The following is a 23,391-nucleotide window of genomic DNA, read 5'->3' on the forward strand; positions in this document are numbered from 1 at the left end:
AGGGCTTTCCGGATTGTGAGCAGTGACGGTTCGTGACGCCTTGGCTCCGCGCGGTCCTAGCGTCGGTCGGCAGGCAGTTTGGCCTTGAGGACCTTCGCATGGCCGGACAGCGACACCAGCGATCCGGTATCCAGCAGGGACAGCGGTGCGGGGACGGGCGGCTTCGTGAACGAGCGGGCGGCCCCAATGACGGCGGCCTCACGGGTGAGGTGGTCGCGGTTGGCGTTGTCGGGTCCAGGGTTGTCCTGATGCAGCGCCGACTCCACCAGCGGAGCCACCGCCTCCACCTTCGCTGCGGGAACGGAGGGGCCGGGAAGATCACGCACCGAGATCTTGATTTCGGGGACGGCCGCACGGGCGCGCGCCATGGCCCGGGCATCCGCCTCGGCCACCGCCGCGGCCCAGTCCTCGGCAAGAACCGGCGGCTCCTTGCGGGCCGCGGTAAGCATCGGGTGGTGCACCACCGCATGGTGGAAGCGGGGCCGGAATTCGGAGGGTTTCAGCAAATTGCGCCCGTCCCGAAGGGCCTTGCGCCACTCGCGCGGTGTGCTCGCTACGGCCACGGCAGCGCCGTCGTCGTGCGTTGCAAGAGGGGTGTCCGACGGCGGCCCGGGCTCGCCGGTCAGCCGGACCAGGGGGAGGGTTTCGTTATTCGGGAGCCTCCCGAAAAAGGCCATCGCGGTCAGGACAAACAGCCGCCCGACGCCGGCAAGCAGCAAGGTGATGACAACCAGCAGGAACAGGCCCAGGAACATCAGGAACGCCAGGCCGAGCGTGCCGAAAAAAGTCAGGTTGAGAGCGATCGTCGTTGAATCTCCCATGTCATCTCTCCTCTCTGCCGGCGGCGGAGTCCGTCCCGGCACTCATCACCACGGGCAACAGCCCCCTACCACCTTACGGACTATTTTTCCGTCCTGCGGGCTCCGGGCGGGGTTCGTCCGAGGTTGTTTCGAAGCTGTTACCGGAAATGACAACACCGGCTGAGCCCTATAGTCGAAAGGAATCCACGAGGCCGCCGGAAAGCGGTCCGGACACCCGAGACAGGAGCGTCATGCCCGAGAACCCGATCAACGACGGCCCGTGCGTTTGCCTGTCCGGCGAGTCTTACGCGGACTGCTGCGGGCGGTTCCATGGTGGCGGGGCCTACGCGGCCACGGCGGAGCAGTTGATGCGCTCCCGCTACAGCGCGTTTGTCCTGCTGGACACCGAATACCTCCGAAAAACCTGGCACCCGGATACCGCGCCTTCGGATCTGGAGCTGGACCCGGCCATGGAGTGGCGCCGCCTGGACATCCTGTCCACAAGCCGCGGCGGCCCGTTGGATACTGAGGGAACCGTGGAGTTCAAGGCTCACTACCGGCACGACGGCGAACGTGGAGTCCACCACGAAACCAGCCGTTTTGTCCGGCAAAACCGCCACTGGTACTACGTCGACGCCGTGATGCTCGCCTGACTGCCCTGTAGCGTCGCGCCAGGGGAGAACCCCCCATGCTCACCACCCGCGAGCGGTCGGCCTCCTAAGGCTCAGTCGCTGTACGTTTCGTCCGGGGTAAAGCCGGCCCGGTCCACCTTGCGGTGGAAGTGCATGCCCGCCAGACCGCCGAGCACGGCACCCACCAGCGCGACCAGCGCCACCACGACGGCGGCAATGATGCTGGTGAGGGTCAGTTCGCCTTCGTTGATGGGGATTCGCGGGAAGCTGTTCAGGTTGGCCAGGACATTGAACTGCTGGCCCGCGATGATGCCCAGCAGCGCAATCACAACCGCAGCAATCAGTGCCCAGATCCACACCATAAAACCCTGCCGGGCGCCGTTAAACCGGGCCATCCGGCCGGCCACGTAGCCGCCGGAGTAATAGGAGACGAACAGGATCACCAGCAGGACAATGATGCCCGCCAGCCCGACGGCGCCGTTCGTCGTTACCTGGTTAACGGCGTCGTTTACGTCGGTGTTGTTCGCCAGTCCTACGGCCGTTCCGGCTGCGGCCACAAATGCTGTGAGCAGGACAGCCATGCCGGTGGCTGCAAGCCAGCCAAAAAAGGCCGAGCCCACCTTGATGCCGCCGAACTGTTCCTTTTCCCTGGCCACGGCCGTCTGCTGATCGGTCAGGCGCGGGTCAGTCAGGCGCGGATCCAGCACTGAAGAGTCGGTCACCGGCGCTTGGGCTTCAGGGGCAGGGGCGGGGTCCGGCTCGGCATAGGGCGCCGGCGACTGATCGAAGGCGCGCGTGGGCTCACCACCGGCGAAGGCTTGGTCACGAGCAGTTTCATTCCGTAGATTCTCGTTCCGCGTCGTCGGCAGAAATCTGTCCTCTGGGTCCGTTTGGTTGCTCATGCGTCAACTCAACCACTGGTGACCAGCGATAACAAGGATGCTTATGAGTTGCTAGCGGTACTTCCGGTGCAGGTTTTCCTTGGTTGACGCACCCGGCGTGGCATCGGCGATCCACGGACCGGTGCCTTCCGACGGATCCAGTACTCCCGCCTCAAGCCAGGTGTAATCCCCGGCCAGGACCTTGCGCGAAAGGATATGGTCGCCGTCGTCGGTGTTCCGCCAGAGCTGGTCAAAGTACTCGTCAACCCGGACTCGGGCCTGCTCGCAGTATGCCTCGGCCAGTTCGTAGGCAGCGGCGGCATGGTCCGGCGTGGTGCGAAGGATCATCTCGGCCCGTGAACAGCAGGCGGCCATGGCGAACAACTCGGCGCCGATGTCCACCACCCGGCCCAGGAATGCCTGCTTGTACTCCAGCTTCGCCTGCCAGCGACCCATGCCGTAGAACGTCTGGCGGGCCAGCCGGCGCGAGGACCGCTCCACAAAGCGCAGCTGCTTGGCCAGCCTGCCGAAGTCGCTGTAGGACCGGGGGTCCATTCCGGCGCCGGCAACGAGTTTGGGCAGCCACCGGGCATAAAAGCCTGAAGCCCCGACGGCGGCCCTCGCTTTGTCCTGGAGGCTGGCATCCACGGCCGCAAGGTCGCCGGCGGCGGCAAGGTGGGCGTCCACGGCTTCCCGGGCGATGAGGAGTTTCATGATCTCCGAGGAGCCCTCAAAGATCCGGTTGATCCGGAGGTCGCGCAGCTGCTGCTCGGCCGGAACCGCGCGTTCGCCCCGGGCTTCCAGGGAGTCCGCCGTCTCGAAGCCACGGCCGCCGCGGATCTGGACCAGTTCATCGGCGATCCGGTAGCTGATCTCGGAGGACCACAGCTTGGCCAGGGCAGCCTCGATCCGCACGTCCTTCTGCCCGGCGTCGGCGAGTTCCGCGGACAGCTCGAAGACGGCGTCCAGGGCGAAGGCGGAAGCGGCGATGAAGGCGATTTTCTTGCCGACGGCCTCGTGCTTGCCCACCGGCTGGCCCCACTGGGTGCGGGCGTTGGACCATTCACGGGCGATCTTCAGGCTCCAGCGGCCGGACGCCACGCACAACGCAGGCAGGGAAAGCCGGCCCGTGTTCAGCGTGGTGAGCGCGATCTTCAGGCCCTGGCCCTCGCGGCCCAGCCTGTTGGCCGCGGGCACCCGCACCTGGTGGAACCGGGTGACGCCGTTTTCGATCCCGCGCAGTCCCATAAAGGTGTTGCGGTTCTCCACGGTGATGCCGGGGGCGTCCATTTCCACCACAAAGGCGCTGATGCCGCCCTTGTGTTCGGTGCCCTCCGCATCGGTGTGGGCCGGCACCACGGCCATCACCACCACCAGCTCGGCGATCACGCCGTTGGTGGTCCAAAGCTTCACGCCGTCCAGGACATAACTCCCGCCGTCGTCCGTGGGAACGGCGGTGCTGCCCATCCGGGCGGGATCGCTGCCAACGTCCGGTTCGGTCAGGAGGAATGCGGTGATGGCCCCGGCGGCGCAGCGCGGCAGGTACTCGCGTTTCTGGTCCGGCGTGCCGAAGACTTTCACGGGCTCGGGGACACCGATGGACTGGTGCGCGGAGATCAGGGCGCCGATGCTCGGGTGGACACTTCCGAGCAGCGCCAGGGCCCTGCCGTAGTAGACCAGGGACAGGCCGAGCCCGCCGTACTCCTGCGGGATCTTCATGCCAAAGACGCCTAGGCCCGCCAGGCCCTGGAGGTACTCGTCCGGGATCCTGGCCTCGCGTTCAATCATGCGGCCGGACATGGTGCGGGCGTATGCGGTGAGGCGTTCCATAAAGGCTTCGCCGCGTTCCACGTCATCGGCATTTGCCTTCGGCCAGGGGTGGATGAGGCTGAGGTCGAAATTCCCCAGGTACAGTCCCTTGGCGAAGCTGGGCCGGTCCCAGTCGAGCTCGCGGGAGGCTTCAGCAAGGGCGCGGGCATCCGCCGCGGTGGCTTCGGACCCGATATTGGCCGCCGCGACGGGGACGTCGTCGTCCGGGGCGTCGGTGGCAGGAATATGGGTGGCGGGCGGGTTCGTGGCGGGACTGTCAGTGGCGGAGCTCATGGGGTATCTCCTCTGCCCGGGATGGCCGGTTCAAGCCATGGATCCGCCGGGTTGGAGAACCCCTCAGCTGTCTCTCAACATTACCCGCGGGTAGCTTCCAGTGCTAGGGGCTGGCTGGCCCTGAAAGTCCCCGGGGACCTCCACGGAGGAGGCGTGGTGGACCAGCCTGTCCCAGCCATGGTTGATCCCGTGGACCACCGTCAGCAGCGTGGTGGAGGCGAGGAACCAGGCGAACTTGCCCACCCCCACAAGGACCAGGGCCAGGAAGCCTGCTGTCAGGACGAAGCCCACCAGGACCAGGCCAAACACCAGGGTTCCAATGAACACCATGGTGGCCGTCTCCACTGCACTTAAGTCGAACTGCATTGTTCCCCCTGCTGCGCCGTTGCTTCGGTTGAGATCAGTAGCATGAGCGTAGGGGGTGCTTGGGCGCCCGAGCCAGAGTTGCCCCGCCGTCAGGCCCGGTTGATACGGGATCGCAATGCTACCGGGACGTAGGTCACGGAGCGGTCGCGGAAGTCACTGTCCGCGCTTGCCTTTAATCGTCGTCGAACTCCGGGGCGGCCTGGTTCAGGACCGCGAAGTCGGCGCCGAGCCCCACTTCAACCTGGGAACCGTTGTCCAGCCTGACTTCAACCTCGTACGCGACGTTCCCGTCATTTTCCCGTTCCACCTCGATGACACTGCCCTGGCCCACCCTGGCCAATGCGGCGTTCGCGGCCTGGTCATGGTCCGCAGTGTTAAGTGGTGCCAGATTGGAATCGTCGTCCCGCTCGGGCCCCGGGACGGTGGACACCGGCACTGACCGGTCGACGTTGACCCCGATCTTGCTCAAGGGCTGATCTCCGCTGGTCCGGGTGCTCGCGGCGACCGCCACTGTCGCGCCACCCAGAATGACAGCCGCAGCCGCCAGCCCGGTGATCAGTACAGCTTTTTCACGCATGACAAACTCCTCTCAGGTGATCTAAATAGTGTGCTCCCGCGGCCAGCAAGGTACAACGATTATTCGGTCGCGGGGCCTGCGTTAACCTTGTAGTTGGCAGTTTTCGCGATCCGCGCTGCCCAAACCATTCCCCAGCAGCTGAAGGAGAGCGCGTGCCCCCCCTCCGCCAGGTCATCCGCTGACGCGATCAGTGCCCGGCTCCGGGACCTCGAACTCCTTACCAAGGGACCCGCCTGGGCCCTGACACGCTCGGCGCCCTGGGTGATTGCGGTGCTCCAGGCATCCTTTACCCGCACACGTCCGCAGCTTCCGCTCGAGGAGTTCCACGCCGACGTCGACTCCTTCCTTGAGCAGCTCCGGCGCCAGGAGCCCGGGCCGGGTGGTATCGCCATCGGCACGTCGTCCGGCAGGAACTATGCGGACGAGTGGACGCGCAAGCATTTCCTGACCCGCCGCAACCAGTCGGGGCAGATCGTTTATGAGGTCACGGAACCGGCCGCCCGCGTGCTCGCTTTCCTGGACAGCCTCTCCAGCGAGCGTTCCACGCTGAACGGTTCCCGGCTGGGTACGCTCCTGGGTGACGTGGAGAAGCTGGCCAATGAGACCAACCCGGACCAGAGTGCCCGGCTGGAATCCCTCGAGGACGAGATCGGGGAACGGCAGCAGCTGATCCAGGACATCAGCTCCGGCGACTTTGACGGCTTGCTGGACGACGACGACGCCGTGGAAGCCGCCGGGAACATCCTGGACCTCGCCGCCAGCCTGCCCGCCGACTACAAAAAGATGCGCGACCGCATCGAGGAACTCGTGGGCGAGCTGCGCAACCAGATCATCGAGGAGTCTCTCAGCAAGGGTGCCACCATGGCGCAGGTGCTCGACGCGGATAAGCGGCTGCGGCAGAGCCCCGAGGGCAGGACCTTCCGCTCCTTCACCGCGTTCCTGGAAGACCCGCAACAGCAGGTCCGGTTCCGTTCGGCCATCGGCGAAGTCCTCAGCCGGCAGTTCGCCGACGACCTTTCGCCGGAGGACCGCGAGACGCTGAAGAACCTGGTGGCCGAGCTCCGCCACCAGCACAGCCAGATCCAGCGGATCTACGGCAAGCTCAGCGAAAGCCTGAACACCTATGTCCAGAGTGACGACTTCCGCCAGTCCGTCCGTCTCCGCAAGGTGCTGCGCGAGGCCGAGCAGGCCATCAGGTCCCTGCCGTATGAACGCGAACGGCCGGGCCTGGTCCGCGGTCCGGTGCTGTTCAACGCAGGGTTCGAATCGCTGGCCATGGTCAAGCTGTACGACCCGGACGAGTTCGCCGTCCCGCCCAGGCTGGCCGACCCCATCGCCTTCAGCGACTCCGACCGCGTGCGCTCGCCGAGAACAGGCAAAGCCCGTCCGGAGGCCATCCGGGCCGCCGTGGCCGGCGCGTCCACCCTGGCCGAGGCCTGGGGACAGCTCCCGCCGGAGGAACGGCACATCAACTCCATCCGGGAACTCCTCTCGCACGCCCTCCAAGAAGGCGCGGCCTTTGACCGCGACGGCTGGGATGGCCTGGACTACGAACAGATCGACGGCACCACCCGCACGGCGTACCTGCCGGTGGTCACCCTCAAGAAGGATTGACGATGACTGAAGAAATTACGACGGCGGCACCCCCCGTTGAGGAGGCTGCACCCCTCGCCGAGGCACCGGCGCACGCTACATCACCCTTCAGCGTCACGCCCCGGGACACGTTTGTGGACGGCGCGGCACTGTTTGCCGGCGATACCGGCGTTCTCTCGATGAAGGTGCGCCAGGCGCTGGTCAAGCTGCTCAAGGGTCCGTACGTTGACGGCGGCCGCGACGAGAAGCTGTGGACCACGCTGCTGGACAACCAGATCATTCTGCGCAGCCGCCTGTCCGAGCTGTTCCTGAGCCTGCAGCTGGACCACGAACGCAAGATCGCCGTCCTGCGCCCGGTGGATCCCGAGGCCATCGGCGGCAGCAGCCGCTCCAGCATCCTGCGCCAACAGCGTGCCCTGAGCCGCGTGGAGACCATCGTGCTGCTCCGCCTGCGGATGCTGTTGGACCGCCACGTCACGGCCCAGACCGACGCCACCATCACCCGCGAGGAAATCGCTGACCTTGTGGCCCACTATCAGCCCGCCGGACAGCAGGACGCGCTGCGGGATTCGGACGTGGTCACCCGCGCTATCACCAAGCTCCTGGCCCGCCAACTGCTCCTCACCACCGGCCTGGACGACGTCTACACCATCTCCAACGCCCTCCCGCTTGCCCTCCCCTTCGAAAACATCGGCGACATCCCCGCCCAAATCGAAGCCCTGGTAGCAGCCACCACAGACCCCACAGGCACAGAAGCGCTGATAGAGCTCGACAACGACCCGGGTGCCGAGGACGATGATGCCGCGACTGCCTCGACCCCCGAAGGGGAGGAAGCCAAGTGAGCATCGCAACCATGCTGCCGATGGGCGACCTCACGAACCCCGGCCAGATGCGCCTGGCGTTGGTGCAGGTGGTCAACTGGGGTACGTTCCATGGGGCTCACACGATGCATGTGGACCGCAACGGAACCCTGCTGACGGGCAACTCGGGCGTGGGCAAGTCCACGCTGTTTGACGCCATGCTGCGGGTGTTTGACGCCCGGCCGCGCTCCAACGAGGCCGCGGCCCAGCGTGCCGGCGGTGCTGTGGAGGACAAGCGGACCACGTTCACCTACATGCGCGGCAAGGTGGGCGACAAGGCCGTGGGCGAAGGTTCGGCCAGTGCGTTCCAGCGCCCCGGCGCCACCTGGTCCGCCGTCGCCCTGACGTTCGATAACGCCGCGGGCACGCGCCTCACCGTGTCCGCCCTGTTCGACCTGCCCAAAAACGGCACGGAGTCCAGCGTCGGGCGTTTCTACGTGATCGACAGCAAGCCGCTGGACCTGCCGGCCATCGAGGACATCGCGGAAAAGCGATTCACCAAAGCTGCGCTGGAGACCATCTTCCCGGACGCCCAGATCTTCGATGTACACAAGGCCTTCGCCGAGCGTTTCCGCCGCCTCCTGGGCATCAGTTCGGACCAGGCGTTGCCCCTGCTGCGGGTAATCCAGGCCGGCAAGGGCCTGGGCGGCAGCGTCAATACGTTCTTCCGCGACCAGGTCCTGGACGCCCCGGCCACGCTGGCCGCGGCGGACGACGTGGTGGAGGAGTTCAGCAACCTGATGTCCATCCGGCAGCGGCTGGAGGATGTGCGGCAGCAGCGGGACCAGCTGGCCCCCGTCCCCGGGCTGAACAAGGAATATGCGCAGTCGCTCCTGGACGCAAACCGGCTCCGCGAGCTGTCGGGCGAGGAGTTCGAAGCCTATAAGCAGCAGCTCGCGGTCACGGTGCACCAGAAGACCCTGGCCCGGTTCAAGGACCTGGCCCAGGTGAAGGCCAAGGAGCTCGGCGGGGAACGTTCCATCCGCGACGGGCTGGCCAAGGAACTGCGCCAGCTGGAGACCGATTACAACAACCAGGGCGGCAACGCGATCTCCGCGATAGAGCAGTCGCTGGACAACGCCAAGGTTGGCCTGCGGCTCCGCGAGCAGGTGGAGGAAGCGGCCCGCAAGGCACTGTCCGACGCCGGCCTGCAGCTGGAGTGGACCGATGAGGGTTGGGAACAGGCCCACGAGCAGGCTGCCGCCAGATCGGCCGAGCTCAAGGATGACTCGCAGGCCCTGCAAGAGCTCCGCTTCGAAGCCTTCGACGGCCACGCCACCAAAAAGCGTGAGCTGGCAGCAGCCCAGCAGGAGCTGCTGTCGCTGAAGACGCGCAAGTCCCTGCTGCCGCCGTCGAGCATTGAAAACCGGGCGGCAATCGCGGCGGCCACCGGCGTTCCTGAGGACCGGATGCCGTTCGGCGGCGAGCTGATGGACCTCGCCGAAGGGGAGGAACACTGGCGGCCCGCCGCGGAGCGCGCGCTCCGGAACCTCGCCACCACGTTGCTGGTCCCCGGCGAACATTTCGCCGCGGTGACCCGCTACCTGAACGACAACAAAGTCCGTGGCGCCTTGCGTGCGGTGGACGTGTCCAAGCCGCTCGCGGGAGGCGCCCTCGCCGTGGAGGACGCGCGCGACGGCGACCTGCTCACCAAGCTGGACATCCTCGCCAGCGGCGCGGTGGCGGACGCCGGGGAATGGATCCGGGAGCGGATCGCCCTCGATTTCGCCTACCCGTGCGTGGAGGACCCCAACGAACTGGCCACCCTGGACAAGGGCCTGAGCCTGGGCGGTGTGGTCAAACGCAACCGGCACACGGTGGAGAAGGACGACCGTTTCACCAGCCGCCAGGACTACGTGCTCGGGTTCGACAACGCCGCCAAGCTGGAACTCGTGGCCACCCAGGTGGAGGACCTGCAGCAGGAACTCGCCAAGGCCGCCGAGCTTGCCCAGAGCCGTGAAGAGTCGCACCAGGGCATGAGCCGGCAGCTCGACGCCCTCCGCCGGATCGCGGAGGACCACCGGCCCTGGGAACAGGTCTCCGCTGCCGTGGCCGCCGATGAACTCGCCAGGATTGAACAGCGGCTCAAGGATGCCCTCGCGGCCCAGGCCGACCTGGAGCCGCTGCGGGCCAACATCGAAACCGCGCGGCAGAAGCACCAGGCCAGCACCGAAGCCGCAGCCGTCCTGCAAAGCGAATACAAGGCACTGGACCGGCAAATGAGCGCCGCCGATTCGCTGCTGGAAGCCGCGCGTGGCCGCCTGGAGCAAGTGCCGCCGTCGGACGCCACCGTCACGGCGCTGGAACCGTACTTCACCGATTTCGGTGACGTCAGCGAGATGCATGAGCTGGACAACCTGGCCAACCGCGTCCGGACGGCGCTGCTCGGGGAGCTGCACGCCGCCGAGACGCGCGGGCAGGCAGCCTCCGAACGGCTGACCCGAATCTTCGAGGGTTTTGTGCGCGAGTGGGGCTCCGCGATCTCCGCGGACCACGGCACATCCATCGGTGCTGCGGGGGAGTTCGAGGGCCGCTACCACGCCATCATCAGCGACGGCCTGCCCGCCCAGGAGTCCGAGTTCCGGCAGTTCTTCAACCAGCGCACGCACGAATCGTTCAGCACGCTGCTGCACCTGCTGGACGAGGAGCGGCGGTCCATCACCAGCCGTATCCTGCCGCTCAACGGCATCCTGTCCGAGGTCAACTTCCACGAGGGCAGCTTCCTGGAGCTGGACATCAAGCAGACCCTGCCGGCCACGGCCAAGCAGTTCAAGGACGCCATCCAGAACGCGCTGAAGGCCCGGCACACGCGGCCCACCCGTGCGGGTTCCGGCCCGGAAGCCGGGGGAGGCGACGACGCCGAGCTCACCGCCCGGTACAAGACCCTCGAAACGCTCGTGAAGCGGCTCGGCTCACCCACTCCGGAGGACCGGCGCTGGCGTGCCGAAGTGCTGGATGTCCGCGGGCACCTGTTTATCCAGTGCAAGGAGCACCGGGAGGTGACCGGTTCGCCGCCAGGCGGCAAGATCGCCAAGAATGGCGGCGGCAAGCGGACCGACGTTTACATGCACGCGGACACCGGCTCCATGTCCGGCGGCGAGCGGCAGCGCTTCACAGCGTTCATCATGGCCGCCGCGCTGAGCTACCAGCTGGGCATCGCCGAGCAGGGATTCACCACCTACGGCACCGTGATGATGGATGAGGCGTTTGTGCTGGCCTCGGAGGAGTTTGCCGGCGCCGGGATCAAGGCGCTGCACGAGTTCGGATTCCAGCTGCTGCTGGCCGCCCCGGAGAACGTGATCGACCTGTCCCGGCACCTGGGCTCGGTGACCGAGATCCTGCGGGACAAGCGCACCAACCGCTCCGGAGTTCTCACCGCCCCGGTGATCCGGCCCAAGCCCGGCGCGGAAGGTCAGTGGCGGTCCGAGGCGAACCCCGTGGACATCGTGCTCCGCTGACCCGTCTCCAATACCCCAGCGCGGGGTCACATTACGCCCAAAGTTCCCGTCGGGAAGGGCCATAGGTGACCCCGCGTTGCTATTCGATACGTCAAAGTATTAATTACACAACAGAAAGCTTTTCTAATTCTGGACAGGCTAGGCTACCCTTACTTAGGTTCCCATAATTCACCTAAGGAGTTCCGTGATTCCCCCCCTCTTCTCCGGCCCGGGCGCAACCCGCCGCGCGCTGTTCAAATCAGCCGGCAGGGCAACGGCCGTCCTCGCCGCCGCGGCACTCACGCTGTCCGACTGCTCCACCGGCCTGGCGTCCTCCACCTCGGACGCCGGCGGTTCCAGCTCCAGCAGCTCGCAGTTCCCGGTCACCATCAAGCACGTCTTCGGTAAGACCACCGTCAAGGCACAGCCGAAGCGCGTAGTCACCGTTTCCTGGGTCAACGACGACGTTGCCCTTGCCCTCGGCGTTGTCCCGGTGGGCGTCCCGAAGAACGAATGGGGCGGCAACGAGCAAGGCTCCACTCCGTGGAAGGACGCCGCGCTGAAGGAACTCGGCGCGGGCTTCGGTTCCGACAAGGCCCCGGTCCAGTTCTCCGAGGCCGACGGCATCAACTTCACCGAGATCGCCAAGCTCACCCCGGACGTCATCCTGGCCGCCTACTCCGGCCTGACCGAAGAGGACTACAAGAAGCTCAGCGAGATCGCGCCGGTGGTGGCCCACCCCGAGGTCGCCTACGGCACCTCATGGCAGGATTCGACGTCCATCATCGGCAAGGCGCTGGGCAAGCAGGCTGAGGCTACCAAGCTCATCGCCGACACTGAGGCCACGGTCAAGGCCGAGGCTGCCAAGTACCCGCAGATCGCCGGGAAGAGCTTCATCTACGGCTACGCCGATCCCGCAGACCTCACGTCCACGGGCTTCTACACCGCCAATGACAACCGTCCGAAGTTCCTCTCCGCCATTGGGATGAAGCTGGCCCCGGCCGCCCAGAAGGCCTCCGCCGGCTCCAAGGACTTCTTCGTGCCGTGGTCCGCCGAGAAGGCCAACGAACTTAAGGCGGACATCTTCCTGAGCTCGGTTGAAGATGCCGCCACCGCCGCGGCCGTCAAGGCTGACCCCCTGCTGGGTCAGATTCCGGCAGTCAAGAACGGCGCCTTCGTTGCCGACGCGGACAAGAGCCTGGTCCTGGCCATCTCCGCCTCCTCGCCGCTGAGCCTGCCGTGGGCGCTGGATACGTTCCTCCCGCAGCTCGCCACCGCAGCGGACAACGTCACCGATGCAGTGAAGTAGGCACCGTTTCATGACGGAAAGTACGACGACGGCACCCGCCGGTCGATTGGCTGGCGCCGGCGGGAAGGCCAGAACGAGGCAGGCTGCCTGGCTGCTGGCCGCCGTCGTTGTACTTTCTTTGTTGGCCGCAGCTTCCTTGGCCATCGGCGCCCGGGCCCTTTCCCTGGCCACTGTGTGGCAGGCGCTCACCCAGTTCGACGCCGCCAACGGGGACCACGCCGTGGTCCACGCGCGCATCCCCCGCACAGCCCTCGGAATCCTCGTTGGCGGTGCCCTGGGCCTGGCCGGCGCCGCCATGCAGGGCGTCGCCCGCAACCCGCTGGCCGATCCGGGCATCATGGGCGTCAACGCCGGAGCCGCGCTGGCCGTGGTAGCCGGCATTTACATTTTCGGCGTCACCTCCCTGAGCGGCTACATCTGGTTCGCGTTCATCGGCGCCGGAGCCGCCGCCGTCGTGGTTTACCTCGTCGCGTCCATGGGCAGGGAAGGTCCGACGCCGGTCAAGCTCGCCCTCGCCGGCGCCGCGCTCAGCGCCGGGCTCTATTCCCTGATGAGCGTCATTCTCGTCTCCAGCCAGGACACCCTGGACCGTTTCCGTTTCTGGCAGGTAGGCGGAATCTCCGGCCGTGACTGGGCAGTAGTGCTTCCGGGCCTCCCGTTCCTGGCCGTCGGGGCACTTATTATGCTTGGCACCGGCCGCATCCTCAACAGCCTCGCGCTGGGTGATGACGTTGCCCGCGGCCTCGGCCAGCGAGTGGGCCTGACGCGTGGTGTGACAGCCCTGGGCATCGTGCTCCTGTGCGGCTCCGCGACGGCTTTGGCGGGGCCCATCGGCTTTGTTGGCCTCGTCATTCCGCACGCGGTCCGCTCACTCACCGGCCCGGACTACCGCTGGATACTGCCGTTCTCCCTGGTGCTGGCCCCGGCGCTGTTGCTTGGCGCGGACATTATCGGCCGCGTTGTGCTGCTTCCCGGCGAGGTTCCCGCAGGGATCATGACGGCACTCGTGGGTGCACCGGTCTTCGTCTGGCTCATCCGCCGCGGCAAGGGGGCCGGACTGTGAACCTCGTCGAAACCAAACCCCCCGTTGACCTATCACTTCCGGTTGCCAAAACCGGGTTTTGGCGAGCAAAACTGATAGAGCAAACCGTGCGCCGGACCTTCCTGAACCGGACCGCCGCCCTTGCCTTCGCCGTTGTGGCTATGTTCGCCGTCTATGTGCTCCTGGGCAGCTACACCGTGACTGTCCCGGACTTTTTCAAGATCCTCATCGGGCACTTGACCGGCGGCGAGAAAATCCCCGGCGCAAGCTTCATCGTCATGGAGAACAAGCTGCCCCGGGCCGTCACCGGCGTAATGATCGGCGCCGCGTTCGGCCTCTCCGGCGGCCTGTTCCAGACCATGCTCCGCAACCCGCTGGCGAGCCCGGACGTGATCGGCATCAGCTATGGAGCCAGCGCGGCCGCGGTCACCGCCATCGTGATCTTCGGCGCCACCGGTCCTGCCGTGTCCGGGGCGGCGCTTGGTGGTGCGCTGGGCATCGCAGCTCTGATTTATGCCATCTCCCGCGGTCCGTCACCGGGCTCCGGCGGCGGCAACCGGGGGAACGCCGCGGGCAACCGGCTGATTCTGGCCGGTGTGGGCATCGCCGCCGCCCTGCACGCAGTAGTCAACTTCATGATGACCCGTGCGGACATCCGCACCGCGGCTGACGCACTCGTCTGGCTCAACGGCTCCCTCAACTCCGCCAACTGGGACCGGGCCGGCATGCTGGCACTCGCGCTCCTGCTCCTGGTCCCCGCCGTCATTGCCCTCGCCGGGCCGCTGCGCATCCTCGAACTCGGCGACGACGCCGCGGCCGGGCTGGGCATCCGTGTCGGGTTCACCCGCCTCGCCGTGGTGGTCACCGCCGTGGCACTCGCCGCGGTGGCGACGGCGGCTACCGGGCCCGTCTCGTTCGTCGCCTTCCTGGCCGGGCCCATCGCCCAGCGCTTCACCCTAAAAGCCAGCCTCCCGGCGTCGGCCCTGGTGGGTGCGCTGATTGTCCTCACCGCCGATTACATCGCGGCCAACCTCGCCCCCTTGGTGCTGGACGGCACCGTGCTGCCCGTTGGCGTTATCACCGGCGCGCTCGGCGCCCCGTTCCTGCTGTGGCTTCTGGTCACAGCCAACCGAAAGGAGGCCTGACATCGCCGTTCTTAGCGCCCAGGACCTCACTCTCAAATACGACCAGCGCTGCGTGGTGGACGGCCTCACGGCGGAAATCCCCGAAGGCAAGGTGACCATGATCGTGGGCGCCAACGCCTGCGGTAAATCCACGCTCCTCCGCGGCCTGTCCCGCCTTCTCAAACCGGCTGCCGGCGTGGTCACGCTGGACGGCAAGGACATCCACGCCCGCCCGGCCCGTGAAGTGGCGCGCACCCTGGGCCTCCTCCCGCAACACCCCACCGCGCCGGACGGCATCGCCGTCCGGGACCTCGTGGGCCGCGGCCGGTATCCGCACCAGGGCTTCTTCCGCAGCTGGAGCACGGGTGACTTGTCGCACCATGATCTCGCTGTGCAGCGCGCGCTCGTGGCGACGGAAACGCTGGAACTCGCTGAGCGGAACGTCGATGAACTCTCCGGCGGGCAGCGCCAGCGGGTCTGGATCGCCATGGCGCTGGCACAGGAAACCGACGTGCTCCTGCTGGACGAACCCACCACCTACCTGGACCTGGCGCACCAGGTGGAAGTCCTGGACCTGGTCACGGACCTGAACCGCAAGCGCGGCACCACCGTGGCTATCGTCCTGCACGACCTGAACCTGGCAGCACGCTACGCGGACCACGTCATCGCCATGAAGGGCGGCGGGATTGTGGCCCTGGGCGACCCCATTGACGTTGTCACCGAAAAGATGGTCCGGGACGTCTTCGGCCTGGCGTCCCGGGTCATTCCCGATCCAGTCTCGGGCACGCCCCTGATTATCCCCATCGGCCGCCACCACAGCACCGCAACCGAACTGGAGCTCGTTTCATGAAGACCAGCGACATCGCCGCCACCCAGCCCATGACCCTGGCTTTCGAGGTGACCGTTTCCTCGGTGCAGGAACTGAGCCCCAACTTCCGCCGGATCACCTTCGGGGGGTACTCGCTGCGGGACTTCGGCGTTAACGGCGACACCCTTGACCTGAGGATCAAACTGATGATCCCTTCCCTGGCAGCGGACGGCACGCAACTGCCTCTGCCGGTCTTCGAAATGGAGCAGGCCGGCTGGTACCGGGAATGGCTTGCCATGGACCCCGCCGTACGCGGCTCCATGCGCACGTACACGGTCCGCCAGTCCCGGCTTGATGCCGTGTATCCGGAAATTGACGTTGACTTCGTGATGCATTTTGACGCGGACGGCCACGGCGGTCCGGCCGCGAACTGGGCCCTGAATGCCAAGCCGGGCGATGCGATCACCATCATAGGCCCCAACAACCGTGCCGCCCAGTGCTACACCGCCGAGGTCTACGGCGGCATCGAGTGGCGGCCCGGAATGGCCCAGCGTGTCCTGCTCGCCGGCGACGAAACCGCCATTCCCGCCATCTCCGCCATTCTCGAAAGCCTGCCGTCCTACATGACCGGCCACGCCCTCCTCGAAGTACCGGAGGCAGGCGACTTCCTCGACCTCAAGACAGACGCCGACATCGACATCACCTGGCTTGCCCGCGGCGCCGCCATCGGCCGCGCGCGCCCGCACGGCGAGCTGCTGCAGCAGGCAGTGCGGGCGGCGGTCCCCGTTCCCGGCTGGGTGGGCATCAAAACGTCCGACGCCGGCGCGGGCCCGGAGCCCGAAGACGTCAACGTGGACGTGGACATCCTCTGGGAGACGCCCGCGCGGATGGAGACAGCCGAAATCGAGGCCACCAAGAACCCCGCCGTGCCCGCCGGCGCCATGCCCTTCTACGCCTGGATCGCCGGCGAGGCCGCCGTTATCAAGGGCATGCGGCGGTACCTTGTGCGCGACGTCGGGATCGACCGCAAGCAGGTCGCCTTCATGGGGTACTGGCGGCAGGGTAAGGCCGAGCTCTAAGACCTCCGGCCCTACGACAACGCTCTCTCACGTCCTGTGGGTTTTCGGTGGACGCTCTCTCACGTCCTGTTGTTTGGCGTTAACCCTGTCGTTGTCTTGGGTGGCTAGGGTGGTCGCGTGGATATCTCTCCCTTACTGCCTGCGCGGGACGGGCTGCGTGTCTTTGTTGCCCTTGGGGACTCGTTTACCGAGGGCGTGGGGGACCGGGATGAGCGGCTGCCAAACGGCGTGCGGGGTTGGGCTGACCGGGTGGCGGAGAAGCTGGCAAGGGCTGAGCCGGGCTGGGAATACGCCAACCTTGCTATCCGGAGCAAACGCCTACGGCACATCATCAGCGAGCAGTTAGAGCCGGCCCTCGCCATGAAGCCCGCGCTGATCACCCTGTATGCCGGCGGGAACGACATCCTGGACATTGGCACGGACATGGCCGCCCTGATGGACGAGTACGAAAGCTTCGTGGCGCAGTTGACCGGGAGCGGAGCCACGGTGGTCCTGTTCACCGGCTTCGACGTCAAAGTATCAGCCGTCCTGGAGCTGCTGAAGAAGCGGAACACGGTCTACAACCAGCGAGTCCGCGAGATCGCCGCCAAGCACGGGGCGATCCTGGTGGATTACTGGTGCCTGGACGCCTTCCATGACCGTCGGATGTGGGACTCGGACCGCCTCCACATGTCCAAGGCGGGCCATAAGTACCTCGCCGGGCAGGTCCTGGACCAGCTCGGGGTGCCGCACAAGATCCGCCCGAAGGACTGGGACCCGCCGGCCCGGCTCAGCCTCCGGGAGTGGGAGCAACGGCAGCGGCGTTGGGTCAATGACTGGGTGCTGCCGCTCTTCGGCCGCAAAATCAGGGGCGTCACGCTCGGGGATACGTTGGCGCCGCGCTGGCCGGAACCCGTCAAGGTGCCGCGGAAGCGTGGGCTGAAGAAGTTGATGGACCTGGACGTAAGACTTTAGGGGCGCCCGAAAGTCCTGATTTCGTAAACATCTGTTGACTTGCGGGCAGCATCACAGATGCTGTTGCGTGTCCAGCAGGTTTTCGTAACCCTCTGCCACGGTGGTGGCAGTGAATTCGATGACCTCGAACTCGGCCACGCCGTTGCTGTAGAAGGGGTCCTTGGCCAACGCAGCATCCAGTGTGGTTCGGTCGGCCTTGGACAACAGCACACCACCCACGGCGGGAACCAGGCGTCCGGACGCCAGGAACACGCCGTCGTCGAACGCCTGCTTAACCCAGGCCATATGCGCGGGGCGGTGATAGTCCACAATGTCTTCGGGCACCTTGTAGGTCAGCGATACAACAAACATAAAGCCAGCCTACTCGGACGGGTCCAGGGGAACTGGTGCGTCACTTGAACGCTCAACCACGCTCTGCTTCTAGAATGGACGCATGACCGAACCGCGCTGGCTCAACGCCGACGAACGACGTGCCTGGCTGGCACTCCTGAGCATCAACACGCTGCTGCCGGCTGCCCTGGACAACCAGCTCCACACCGCCGGCAAGGTGTCCCTTTTCGATTACAACGTCATGGCCATGCTGTCAGAGGCCGAGGGCCGTTTCCTGCCGATGAGCCAGCTGGCCGCCCGCACCAGTTCGTCGCTGTCCCGGCTCTCGCACGTGGTCTCCAAACTGGAGAAGCGCGGCTGGCTGGAGCGGCGTCCGCACCCCCGAGATGCCCGGGTCACCACCGCACACCTGTCCGACGTCGGGATGGCCACTTTGGAGGCGCTCGCACCGGGCCACGTGGAGGCAGTCCGCACCAAGTTCCTGGACGCCCTGACGGAACGCGACGTCAATGATCTCGCCCGCATCGGCGAAAAAATCGTGGCCCGGCTGGATGATGACCACTGGATCCTGCGCGAGACTGAAAGCCGGCCATAAGCCGCCGCTCGGACCGCCACCCTCGGACCGTCACCCTCCGGGCAGGCCCCGCCTTGGTTGCTCCCGGCAACAGATGAAAGACTGACGCCATGGACTTTTCGACCCGGTATGTAGCGCTCGGCGACTCTTTCACGGAGGGGGTCGGGGATGACGATCCCAGCCGTCCCAATGGTGTCCGCGGCTGGGCGGACCGCGTGGCCGAGCGGCTGGGCGCGGCGGATCCCGGCTTCGGCTACGCCAACCTGGCCATCCGCGGCAGGAAGCTTCGCCGGATCATGGCAGAACAGGTGGACGCCGCCGTCGACCTTAACCCCACCTTGGTGACCATTTACGCAGGCGCCAACGACATTCTGCGGCCCAGGATCGACATCGACGATCTCCTGGCGGAATACGACGCCGGCATCCGCAAGCTGGCGACCACCGGCGCCACCGTGGTGATGTTCACCGGCTTCGATGCGCGGGGCTCCAAGGTGTTCAGCACCATGCGCGGCCGCACAGCCATATACAACGAGCTGATCCGCGGCATTGCCGGGGACCACGGTGCATTGCTGGTGGATTACTGGCGCTTCAACGAGTACTACAACTGGGGCATGTGGGCCCAGGACCGGATGCACATGTCCGCTGCCGGGCACGCCAACATGGCCAACCGCGTCCTCACGGTCCTGGAGCACGACCACTCGATCGAAGTCCCGCCCATGACCCCGGTGCCTGAGCTGAACCGGGCCGAAGCCATCCGCGCCAACGCCCGTTGGGTCCGCGAATTTGCCGGACCGTGGGTGGTCCGCCGCGTCACTGGTAAGTCTTCGGGGGACGGCCTGGCACCCAAGTACGCGCAGCTCACGCGCCTATAGCGGCCGAATCCCGTGGCTGCGGAAGCCCGGCGTGGCCAGCAGTTCCCCGTCGGCAAGAACCGCCAGTACCGCGACGTCCCAGCCGTCGGTAGCCCTGTCCAGCATCGGCCTGCCGCCTGCCACAATCGCGGTGGCGAGGACGTCCGCCGTCGTGATGTCCGCAGCCGCAACGGAGACCTGGGTGAACGCCGAGGAATCCCTGGGCCGGCCCCAGATATGGTCGCCCCTTTCTGCGGAGCCGGAAGTCGCCAACGCCGCGTGACGCTGTCCCAGTGGGTAGCCGGCCAGCAGAACGCCACGGTCCGCGGGATCCATGATGCCCGCGTCCCAAGGTGCGTTGCTTCCAGGCACCGGCGAACCGCTTACCAGCACGTCGCCGCCCGCGTTCAGACACCAGTCCGGACGCCCGAGCGCCAGCAGTGATGTGGCTGCCTCCTGGATCGCGAAAGCCTTGACGAGGCCGGAAAGGTCCAGCGCGCCGTCGGGCCTTTCCGGGGTGAAGGCACCTTCGGTGCGCAATCGCCAGCCCAGAGCCTCGGCGTACCGTGCACGCATGCCCGCGGAGGCGTCGCGCAGGGACAGTTCGCCGCGCGCAATGGTGCTCGCTTCAGAATCGGCCCGGTACAGGCTGAATGTTTGGTTCAGGTCCAGGAACAGGCGTTCGACGACGGCGGTGGCGGCGGCCAGTTCATCCTCCTGCCCGTTCCCTCCCGCGGCCGGGTTCACCGGCATCGTCAGGCTAATGACCGTGCCCATGCTGCGGAATGTCCTTGCTTTCATAGGCAGCCGGTCCGCCTGGATTGCGGGGTTCCTAGAGGTTCGCGGCATCGATGGCTGCCTGGAGGGACGTGAGGTAGGCGCTGCTGGTGACGGTGGCGCCGCTGATTGTCTTGACCTCGGCCGACTGGGCGGCCAAGACTTCGGTCCGGAGCAGGGGCGCAGCCCGGTTGCTGATCTGGATTGATTTTCGGTCGTCGTCGGTCAGGTGGAGTGCCGTGACCTCGGTAATTGTCCCTGCCTGCACTGTGATCTGCACCTGAACGGAGCCAAACCGCGTGGGCACCACCGCGCCGTCGTACGTGCCGGCCGCTGCAGACGTTCCGGGCCCAACTTGCGGGGCCGCAGATGTAGACGTCCGAATCGGCGATATGGGGGACATACGCAGCAATTGTGTGGCCGGCGCGTACTGCATCTTCCGGCAACCAGCTATTGTCGTTCCACCGAGCACGGGCACCCGTCAGATGGAACAATTCGGCTCCGCGTTTTTGGCAAAGGGCCAGGATTTCGGATCCCAGGTAAAGCTCTTCTTCGTTGTGGCCCCGCAGCAGGACAGTGGCGTCTCCGGGGGCAAGAGGGGTGTCTTCCAAAAGGGCGCGCAGCGGGGTGATGCCGATTCCCGCTCCGATCATCACCACTTTGCTCCGCGTCCGGGCCGCGGTGCTGAACAGTCCGTACGGTCCTTCCACGGCAACCTTGGTGCCGGGCTTCAGCCTGGCAAGCTGCGCGGATCCGCGGCCGAGGTTACGGACGGTGATCCGAAGCGCGGACCCATGCCCAGGTCCGGACGCCAGCGGCTCGGCTGACAGGCTGAAGGGGTGCGGATGCCACCATAGGCCCGGGGCGAGGAAGCGCCAGATGAAGAACCGCCCGCCGCTACCGGCGAGCCGGTCCAGCTGCAGCCCGGTCATCTCGATGTTCACCACGCCCGGGGCCGCTATCGTCACGCGGCTGACCGTGAGTTTGTGCCGGGAAGTGGCAACGACCGGCTGCACTACGCGGAAGTACAGGAGGGCCGCGCCGGTGGCGGCGCAGATGGCCAGCCAGTACCAGCGCTGCCACGTTCCCGCCGCGAAGAGTCCGCCCACGCTGAACTGATGGGGGAGGGAGGTACCGACGGCGGCGTACGTCAGCAGGTGCACCGCGTACCAGAATTCGTAAGGGAAACGACGCCGGACGGCCACCAGCGACGTGACCACTACGGCGATGAACAGGGCCATGGATATGTAGGCCAGCCACATGTCCGGTACCAGGATCCAGAGGGCAACGGATTCGCTGATGGGGTCCAGGCCCTCGGCCAGCCCGTAGCCCACCGCGATCAGGAGCCCATGGGCCAGCAGGAGGTACAGCGAGGGTTTGCCGAGTCTCCGGTGGAATTCCAGGGCGCGGTCGTGGCCGATTGTCCGGTCAACGAAGGGAATGCGGGCCGCCAGCAGGAGCATCAACAGGACCAGGTCCATGCCTGCCAATCCCGCCACGATCCCCAACGCGGTAAACGCGGAGGCGGGCGAATTTATGACTGTTGCGCCGCCGTCGGCCAGCCACAACGCCACGGCGGCGGCCACCGATCCCCAGGCGATGACCGTCAACGCGTCGGTACGGAGCAGTCGCCGGCGATGTTGTCCGTCGAATAACCCAGCCCGCGAGGGGCGGCCCGGCGTTGCGCGCTGACCATTTTGGCCCGGGCGGTTCGGGGTTCTGGTGTCAGAGCGGAGCTTGGATGTCATGGTTCAACTGTGGGCTTCGAAGCTTTCATTAAGCTGTGAACCTGCTGGTTGGTCGGCTATGAATGCCCCACAGAAAAGCGGTACCTGGTGCGGCGCCCTTATACACCGTCCGGGCCCGGATTGGTCTTTAATTGCGTGAACTCGTAGACTTGGTGAGCGCTAAGTGCGCGGAGCGTGCGCAATTGCTCCGGTGGCCCGGTAATTTTCTCCAGGGTAGCCGGTAGTTAGGGGCTCAAGTTGCGTGACTAACCGTTCACCCTGATCACTTTGGGTCGCACTTAGGCGCATGATCCTGCAGCAGATATGCGGATCATTACATTCAATTCTTGAGGAGAAGTCATGGCAGCACACTGCCAAGTGACCGGAGCCGAGCCGGGCTTTGGGCACAGCATTTCGCACTCGCACCGTCGCAACAAGCGTCGGTTCGATCCGAACATCCAGAAGAAGCGCTACTGGGTTCCGTCCCTGCGCCGTAACGTCACTCTGCAGCTTTCTGCAAAGGGCATCAAGACCATCGACGTACGCGGCATCGACGTAGTCGTCGCCGCCATCCTTGCTCGGGGAGTGAAGCTCTAATGGCTAAGGACAAGGACGTACGTCCGATCATCAAGCTCAAGTCGACTGCGGGCACGGGTTACACCTACGTGACGCGGAAGAACCGTCGTAACGACCCGGACCGTATGGTTCTGAAGAAGTACGATCCCAAGATCCGTCAGCACGTCGAATTCCGAGAGGAGCGCTAAACACATGGCTAAGAAGTCAATGATCGCAAAGAACGAACAGCGTAAAGTCATCGTTGAGCGTTACGCTGCAAAGCGCCTCGAACTGAAGAAGGCTCTGGTTGACCCCAACTCGACCGACGAAGTTCGCGAAGCAGCACGCCTCGGCCTGCAGAAGCTTCCCCGCAACGCGTCGCCCGTCCGTCTGCGTAACCGCGACATCATCGACGGCCGTCCCCGCGGTACCTTCCAGAAGTTCGGTATCTCCCGTGTTCGCTTCCGCGACATGGCTCACCGCGGTGAGCTCCCGGGCATCACCAAGTCTTCCTGGTAATTCAGTACCGCTGATTCCAGCTGCTTGAGAAGGGCCGGCAACCGTTTGGTTGCCGGCCCTTCTGCTTTTAACATCTGTTGCGGCGAGCTGCATCGTCGGTTGTGCTGCAGCACACAGAAGTCACGTACGACGGCGGCGCCCGGTTTTGGGTGCCGATGCCGGCTTTGGGCCCGGAACGGCAGGGTTTTGGCCTCTTGTGGGGGTGGATTTGCGGTGGGGGTTGGGTGGGTGTATTGTTTTCTAAGTCGCCGCGAGGGGAACAGCGAAGAGCTGGTTACCGCGGGCGGCCAAACCCCCTAATTCAAGACCAAATGTTGGTTGTTCTTTTGAGCGCCTTTGTTTGGTGGGGATGTGTTTTCTGCTGGTGTGGGTCCTGGAATATGGATTTGCATCGGGGCGGGAAACCGGGTAAGTTTGAAAAGTTGCTCCGGAGCGATCCACGGCCGATTAGATGGTTGTGGTGGTGCCGGGTGTGTCTGTTGTTTGAGAACTC

The 23,391-nt window shown here is 65.7% G+C and carries 24 protein-coding genes and 1 pseudogene; 15 read left to right on the top strand and 10 right to left on the bottom strand.

Annotated features, from left to right (window positions below):
- Nucleotides 1–56: 56 nt before the first annotated feature.
- Complete coding sequence (locus DAD99_RS09655; protein WP_193341349.1) at nucleotides 57–821, bottom strand: hypothetical protein; 765 nt, start codon at nucleotides 819–821, stop codon at nucleotides 57–59.
- Nucleotides 822–1,051: 230 nt separating this feature from the next.
- Here DAD99_RS09655 and DAD99_RS09660 point away from each other — a divergent pair, with 230 nt between their 5' ends.
- Nucleotides 1,052–1,453 carry a YchJ family protein gene (locus DAD99_RS09660; protein WP_193341350.1) on the top strand — a complete coding sequence of 134 codons (402 nt, stop codon included), beginning with the start codon at nucleotides 1,052–1,054 and terminating at the stop codon, nucleotides 1,451–1,453.
- Between the two features lie 71 nt (nucleotides 1,454–1,524).
- On the opposite strand, the gene DAD99_RS09665 is transcribed toward DAD99_RS09660, so the two are convergent.
- The 4 genes from DAD99_RS09665 to DAD99_RS09680 form a co-directional block, all read right to left on the bottom strand.
- Nucleotides 1,525–2,334 (bottom strand): YIP1 family protein, encoded by an 810-nt coding sequence (locus DAD99_RS09665; RefSeq protein WP_193341351.1) that lies wholly within the window; start codon nucleotides 2,332–2,334, stop codon nucleotides 1,525–1,527.
- Nucleotides 2,335–2,385: 51 nt separating this feature from the next.
- On the bottom strand, nucleotides 2,386–4,416 hold the full coding sequence (locus DAD99_RS09670) for an acyl-CoA dehydrogenase family protein (protein ID WP_193341352.1): 2,031 nt from the start codon (nucleotides 4,414–4,416) through the stop codon (nucleotides 2,386–2,388).
- 63 nt (nucleotides 4,417–4,479) lie between these two features.
- Nucleotides 4,480–4,782, bottom strand: coding sequence for a hypothetical protein (locus DAD99_RS09675; RefSeq protein ID WP_193341353.1), 303 nt, complete (start codon nucleotides 4,780–4,782; stop codon nucleotides 4,480–4,482).
- Between the two features lie 172 nt (nucleotides 4,783–4,954).
- A complete protein-coding gene (locus tag DAD99_RS09680; RefSeq protein ID WP_058930787.1) occupies nucleotides 4,955–5,359 on the bottom strand; it encodes a PepSY domain-containing protein in 405 nt (134 codons plus the stop codon).
- A gap of 138 nt (nucleotides 5,360–5,497) precedes the next feature.
- On the opposite strand from DAD99_RS09680, the gene DAD99_RS09685 reads away from it, so the two are divergent.
- The 9 genes from DAD99_RS09685 to DAD99_RS09725 all read left to right on the top strand — a co-directional run bounded on the left by DAD99_RS09685 (nucleotide 5,498) and on the right by DAD99_RS09725 (nucleotide 17,565).
- Nucleotides 5,498–6,973, top strand: a complete 1,476-nt coding sequence (locus DAD99_RS09685) for a DUF3375 family protein (RefSeq protein ID WP_193341375.1) — start codon at nucleotides 5,498–5,500, stop codon at nucleotides 6,971–6,973.
- 2 nt (nucleotides 6,974–6,975) lie between these two features.
- Nucleotides 6,976–7,794: a DUF4194 domain-containing protein gene (locus DAD99_RS09690; protein WP_193341354.1), complete on the top strand. Its 819-nt coding sequence runs from the start codon at nucleotides 6,976–6,978 to the stop codon at nucleotides 7,792–7,794.
- Entirely contained in the window at nucleotides 7,791–11,270 is a 3,480-nt protein-coding gene (locus DAD99_RS09695) for an ATP-binding protein (protein ID WP_193341355.1), read from the top strand. Before DAD99_RS09690 ends, DAD99_RS09695 begins: the two co-directional genes overlap by 4 nt.
- 184 nt (nucleotides 11,271–11,454) lie before the next feature.
- A complete protein-coding gene (locus DAD99_RS09700) occupies nucleotides 11,455–12,558 on the top strand; it encodes an iron-siderophore ABC transporter substrate-binding protein (protein ID WP_193341356.1) in 1,104 nt (367 codons plus the stop codon).
- 10 nt (nucleotides 12,559–12,568) lie between these two features.
- Nucleotides 12,569–13,621 carry an iron ABC transporter permease gene (locus tag DAD99_RS09705; RefSeq protein ID WP_193341357.1) on the top strand — a complete coding sequence of 351 codons (1,053 nt, stop codon included), beginning with the start codon at nucleotides 12,569–12,571 and terminating at the stop codon, nucleotides 13,619–13,621.
- Between the two features lie 140 nt (nucleotides 13,622–13,761).
- The gene (locus DAD99_RS09710) at nucleotides 13,762–14,745 is read left to right on the top strand and encodes an iron chelate uptake ABC transporter family permease subunit (protein ID WP_193341376.1); all 984 of its coding nucleotides are present in this window, start codon (nucleotides 13,762–13,764) and stop codon (nucleotides 14,743–14,745) included.
- Between the two features lies 1 nt (nucleotide 14,746).
- Complete coding sequence (locus DAD99_RS09715) at nucleotides 14,747–15,574, top strand: ABC transporter ATP-binding protein (RefSeq protein WP_193341377.1); 828 nt, start codon at nucleotides 14,747–14,749, stop codon at nucleotides 15,572–15,574.
- Nucleotides 15,571–16,611, top strand: a complete 1,041-nt coding sequence (locus DAD99_RS09720; protein WP_193341358.1) for a siderophore-interacting protein — start codon at nucleotides 15,571–15,573, stop codon at nucleotides 16,609–16,611. The genes DAD99_RS09715 and DAD99_RS09720 overlap by 4 nt, the downstream gene beginning before the upstream one ends.
- Before the next feature lie 123 nt (nucleotides 16,612–16,734).
- A complete protein-coding gene (locus tag DAD99_RS09725; protein WP_375372204.1) occupies nucleotides 16,735–17,565 on the top strand; it encodes an SGNH/GDSL hydrolase family protein in 831 nt (276 codons plus the stop codon).
- Between the two features lie 51 nt (nucleotides 17,566–17,616).
- Here the strand turns inward: DAD99_RS09725 and DAD99_RS09730 are convergent, their stop codons facing one another.
- Nucleotides 17,617–17,916: a YciI family protein gene (locus DAD99_RS09730; RefSeq protein ID WP_193341360.1), complete on the bottom strand. Its 300-nt coding sequence runs from the start codon at nucleotides 17,914–17,916 to the stop codon at nucleotides 17,617–17,619.
- A gap of 82 nt (nucleotides 17,917–17,998) precedes the next feature.
- On the opposite strand from DAD99_RS09730, the gene DAD99_RS09735 reads away from it, so the two are divergent.
- Nucleotides 17,999–18,490, top strand: coding sequence for a MarR family winged helix-turn-helix transcriptional regulator (locus tag DAD99_RS09735; RefSeq protein ID WP_185261892.1), 492 nt, complete (start codon nucleotides 17,999–18,001; stop codon nucleotides 18,488–18,490).
- 89 nt (nucleotides 18,491–18,579) lie between these two features.
- Entirely contained in the window at nucleotides 18,580–19,341 is a 762-nt protein-coding gene (locus tag DAD99_RS09740) for an SGNH/GDSL hydrolase family protein (RefSeq protein ID WP_193341361.1), read from the top strand.
- On the opposite strand, the gene DAD99_RS09745 is transcribed toward DAD99_RS09740, so the two are convergent.
- From DAD99_RS09745 to DAD99_RS09755, 3 genes and pseudogenes are all read right to left on the bottom strand, one after another.
- Nucleotides 19,336–20,097: an FAD:protein FMN transferase gene (locus DAD99_RS09745; RefSeq protein WP_193341362.1), complete on the bottom strand. Its 762-nt coding sequence runs from the start codon at nucleotides 20,095–20,097 to the stop codon at nucleotides 19,336–19,338. The two genes, DAD99_RS09740 and DAD99_RS09745, sit on opposite strands and share 6 nt — an antisense overlap.
- 55 nt (nucleotides 20,098–20,152) lie before the next feature.
- A complete protein-coding gene (locus DAD99_RS09750) occupies nucleotides 20,153–20,533 on the bottom strand; it encodes an FMN-binding protein (protein ID WP_193341378.1) in 381 nt (126 codons plus the stop codon).
- A pseudogene (locus tag DAD99_RS09755) lies at nucleotides 20,493–21,845 on the bottom strand (ferric reductase-like transmembrane domain-containing protein); the annotation flags it as partial. The gene DAD99_RS09750 and the pseudogene DAD99_RS09755, both read right to left, overlap by 41 nt.
- Nucleotides 21,846–22,184: 339 nt before the next feature.
- On the opposite strand from DAD99_RS09755, the gene rpmB reads away from it, so the two are divergent.
- From rpmB to rpsN, 3 genes are read left to right on the top strand one after another with little or no spacing between them, the layout of a single operon-like run.
- Nucleotides 22,185–22,421 carry a 50S ribosomal protein L28 gene (gene rpmB, locus DAD99_RS09760; RefSeq protein WP_056342125.1) on the top strand — a complete coding sequence of 79 codons (237 nt, stop codon included), beginning with the start codon at nucleotides 22,185–22,187 and terminating at the stop codon, nucleotides 22,419–22,421.
- Nucleotides 22,421–22,588, top strand: coding sequence for a 50S ribosomal protein L33 (gene rpmG / locus DAD99_RS09765; RefSeq protein WP_013602737.1), 168 nt, complete (start codon nucleotides 22,421–22,423; stop codon nucleotides 22,586–22,588). The genes rpmB and rpmG overlap by 1 nt, the downstream gene beginning before the upstream one ends.
- Before the next feature lie 4 nt (nucleotides 22,589–22,592).
- Nucleotides 22,593–22,898: a 30S ribosomal protein S14 gene (rpsN, locus tag DAD99_RS09770; RefSeq protein ID WP_026266887.1), complete on the top strand. Its 306-nt coding sequence runs from the start codon at nucleotides 22,593–22,595 to the stop codon at nucleotides 22,896–22,898.
- Between the two features lie 296 nt (nucleotides 22,899–23,194).
- On the opposite strand, the gene DAD99_RS21670 is transcribed toward rpsN, so the two are convergent.
- The coding region (locus tag DAD99_RS21670; RefSeq protein ID WP_227007845.1) for a hypothetical protein at nucleotides 23,195–23,391 on the bottom strand (197 nt) is incomplete at its 5' end.

The organism is Pseudarthrobacter sp. AB1 (assembly GCF_014926485.1).
Taxonomy (GTDB): Bacteria; Actinomycetota; Actinomycetes; order Actinomycetales; family Micrococcaceae; genus Arthrobacter.

Excerpts from the sequence above, each read along its gene's own strand:
- DAD99_RS09655 (WP_193341349.1), bottom strand. The coding sequence starts at position 821 with ATGGGAGATTCAACGACGATCGCTCTCAACCTGACTTTTTTCGGCACG.
- DAD99_RS09660 (WP_193341350.1), top strand. The coding sequence starts at position 1,052 with ATGCCCGAGAACCCGATCAACGACGGCCCGTGCGTTTGCCTGTCCGGC.
- DAD99_RS09665 (WP_193341351.1), bottom strand. The coding sequence starts at position 2,334 with ATGAGCAACCAAACGGACCCAGAGGACAGATTTCTGCCGACGACGCGG.
- DAD99_RS09670 (WP_193341352.1), bottom strand. The coding sequence starts at position 4,416 with ATGAGCTCCGCCACTGACAGTCCCGCCACGAACCCGCCCGCCACCCAT.
- DAD99_RS09675 (WP_193341353.1), bottom strand. The coding sequence starts at position 4,782 with ATGCAGTTCGACTTAAGTGCAGTGGAGACGGCCACCATGGTGTTCATT.
- DAD99_RS09680 (WP_058930787.1), bottom strand. The coding sequence starts at position 5,359 with ATGCGTGAAAAAGCTGTACTGATCACCGGGCTGGCGGCTGCGGCTGTC.
- DAD99_RS09690 (WP_193341354.1), top strand. The coding sequence starts at position 6,976 with ATGACTGAAGAAATTACGACGGCGGCACCCCCCGTTGAGGAGGCTGCA.
- DAD99_RS09705 (WP_193341357.1), top strand. The coding sequence starts at position 12,569 with ATGACGGAAAGTACGACGACGGCACCCGCCGGTCGATTGGCTGGCGCC.
- DAD99_RS09710 (WP_193341376.1), top strand. The coding sequence starts at position 13,762 with ATGTTCGCCGTCTATGTGCTCCTGGGCAGCTACACCGTGACTGTCCCG.
- DAD99_RS09720 (WP_193341358.1), top strand. The coding sequence starts at position 15,571 with ATGAAGACCAGCGACATCGCCGCCACCCAGCCCATGACCCTGGCTTTC.
- DAD99_RS09730 (WP_193341360.1), bottom strand. The coding sequence starts at position 17,916 with ATGTTTGTTGTATCGCTGACCTACAAGGTGCCCGAAGACATTGTGGAC.
- DAD99_RS09735 (WP_185261892.1), top strand. The coding sequence starts at position 17,999 with ATGACCGAACCGCGCTGGCTCAACGCCGACGAACGACGTGCCTGGCTG.
- DAD99_RS09740 (WP_193341361.1), top strand. The coding sequence starts at position 18,580 with ATGGACTTTTCGACCCGGTATGTAGCGCTCGGCGACTCTTTCACGGAG.
- DAD99_RS09745 (WP_193341362.1), bottom strand. The coding sequence starts at position 20,097 with ATGGGCACGGTCATTAGCCTGACGATGCCGGTGAACCCGGCCGCGGGA.
- DAD99_RS09750 (WP_193341378.1), bottom strand. The coding sequence starts at position 20,533 with ATGCAGTACGCGCCGGCCACACAATTGCTGCGTATGTCCCCCATATCG.
- rpmB (WP_056342125.1), top strand. The coding sequence starts at position 22,185 with ATGGCAGCACACTGCCAAGTGACCGGAGCCGAGCCGGGCTTTGGGCAC.
- rpmG (WP_013602737.1), top strand. The coding sequence starts at position 22,421 with ATGGCTAAGGACAAGGACGTACGTCCGATCATCAAGCTCAAGTCGACT.
- rpsN (WP_026266887.1), top strand. The coding sequence starts at position 22,593 with ATGGCTAAGAAGTCAATGATCGCAAAGAACGAACAGCGTAAAGTCATC.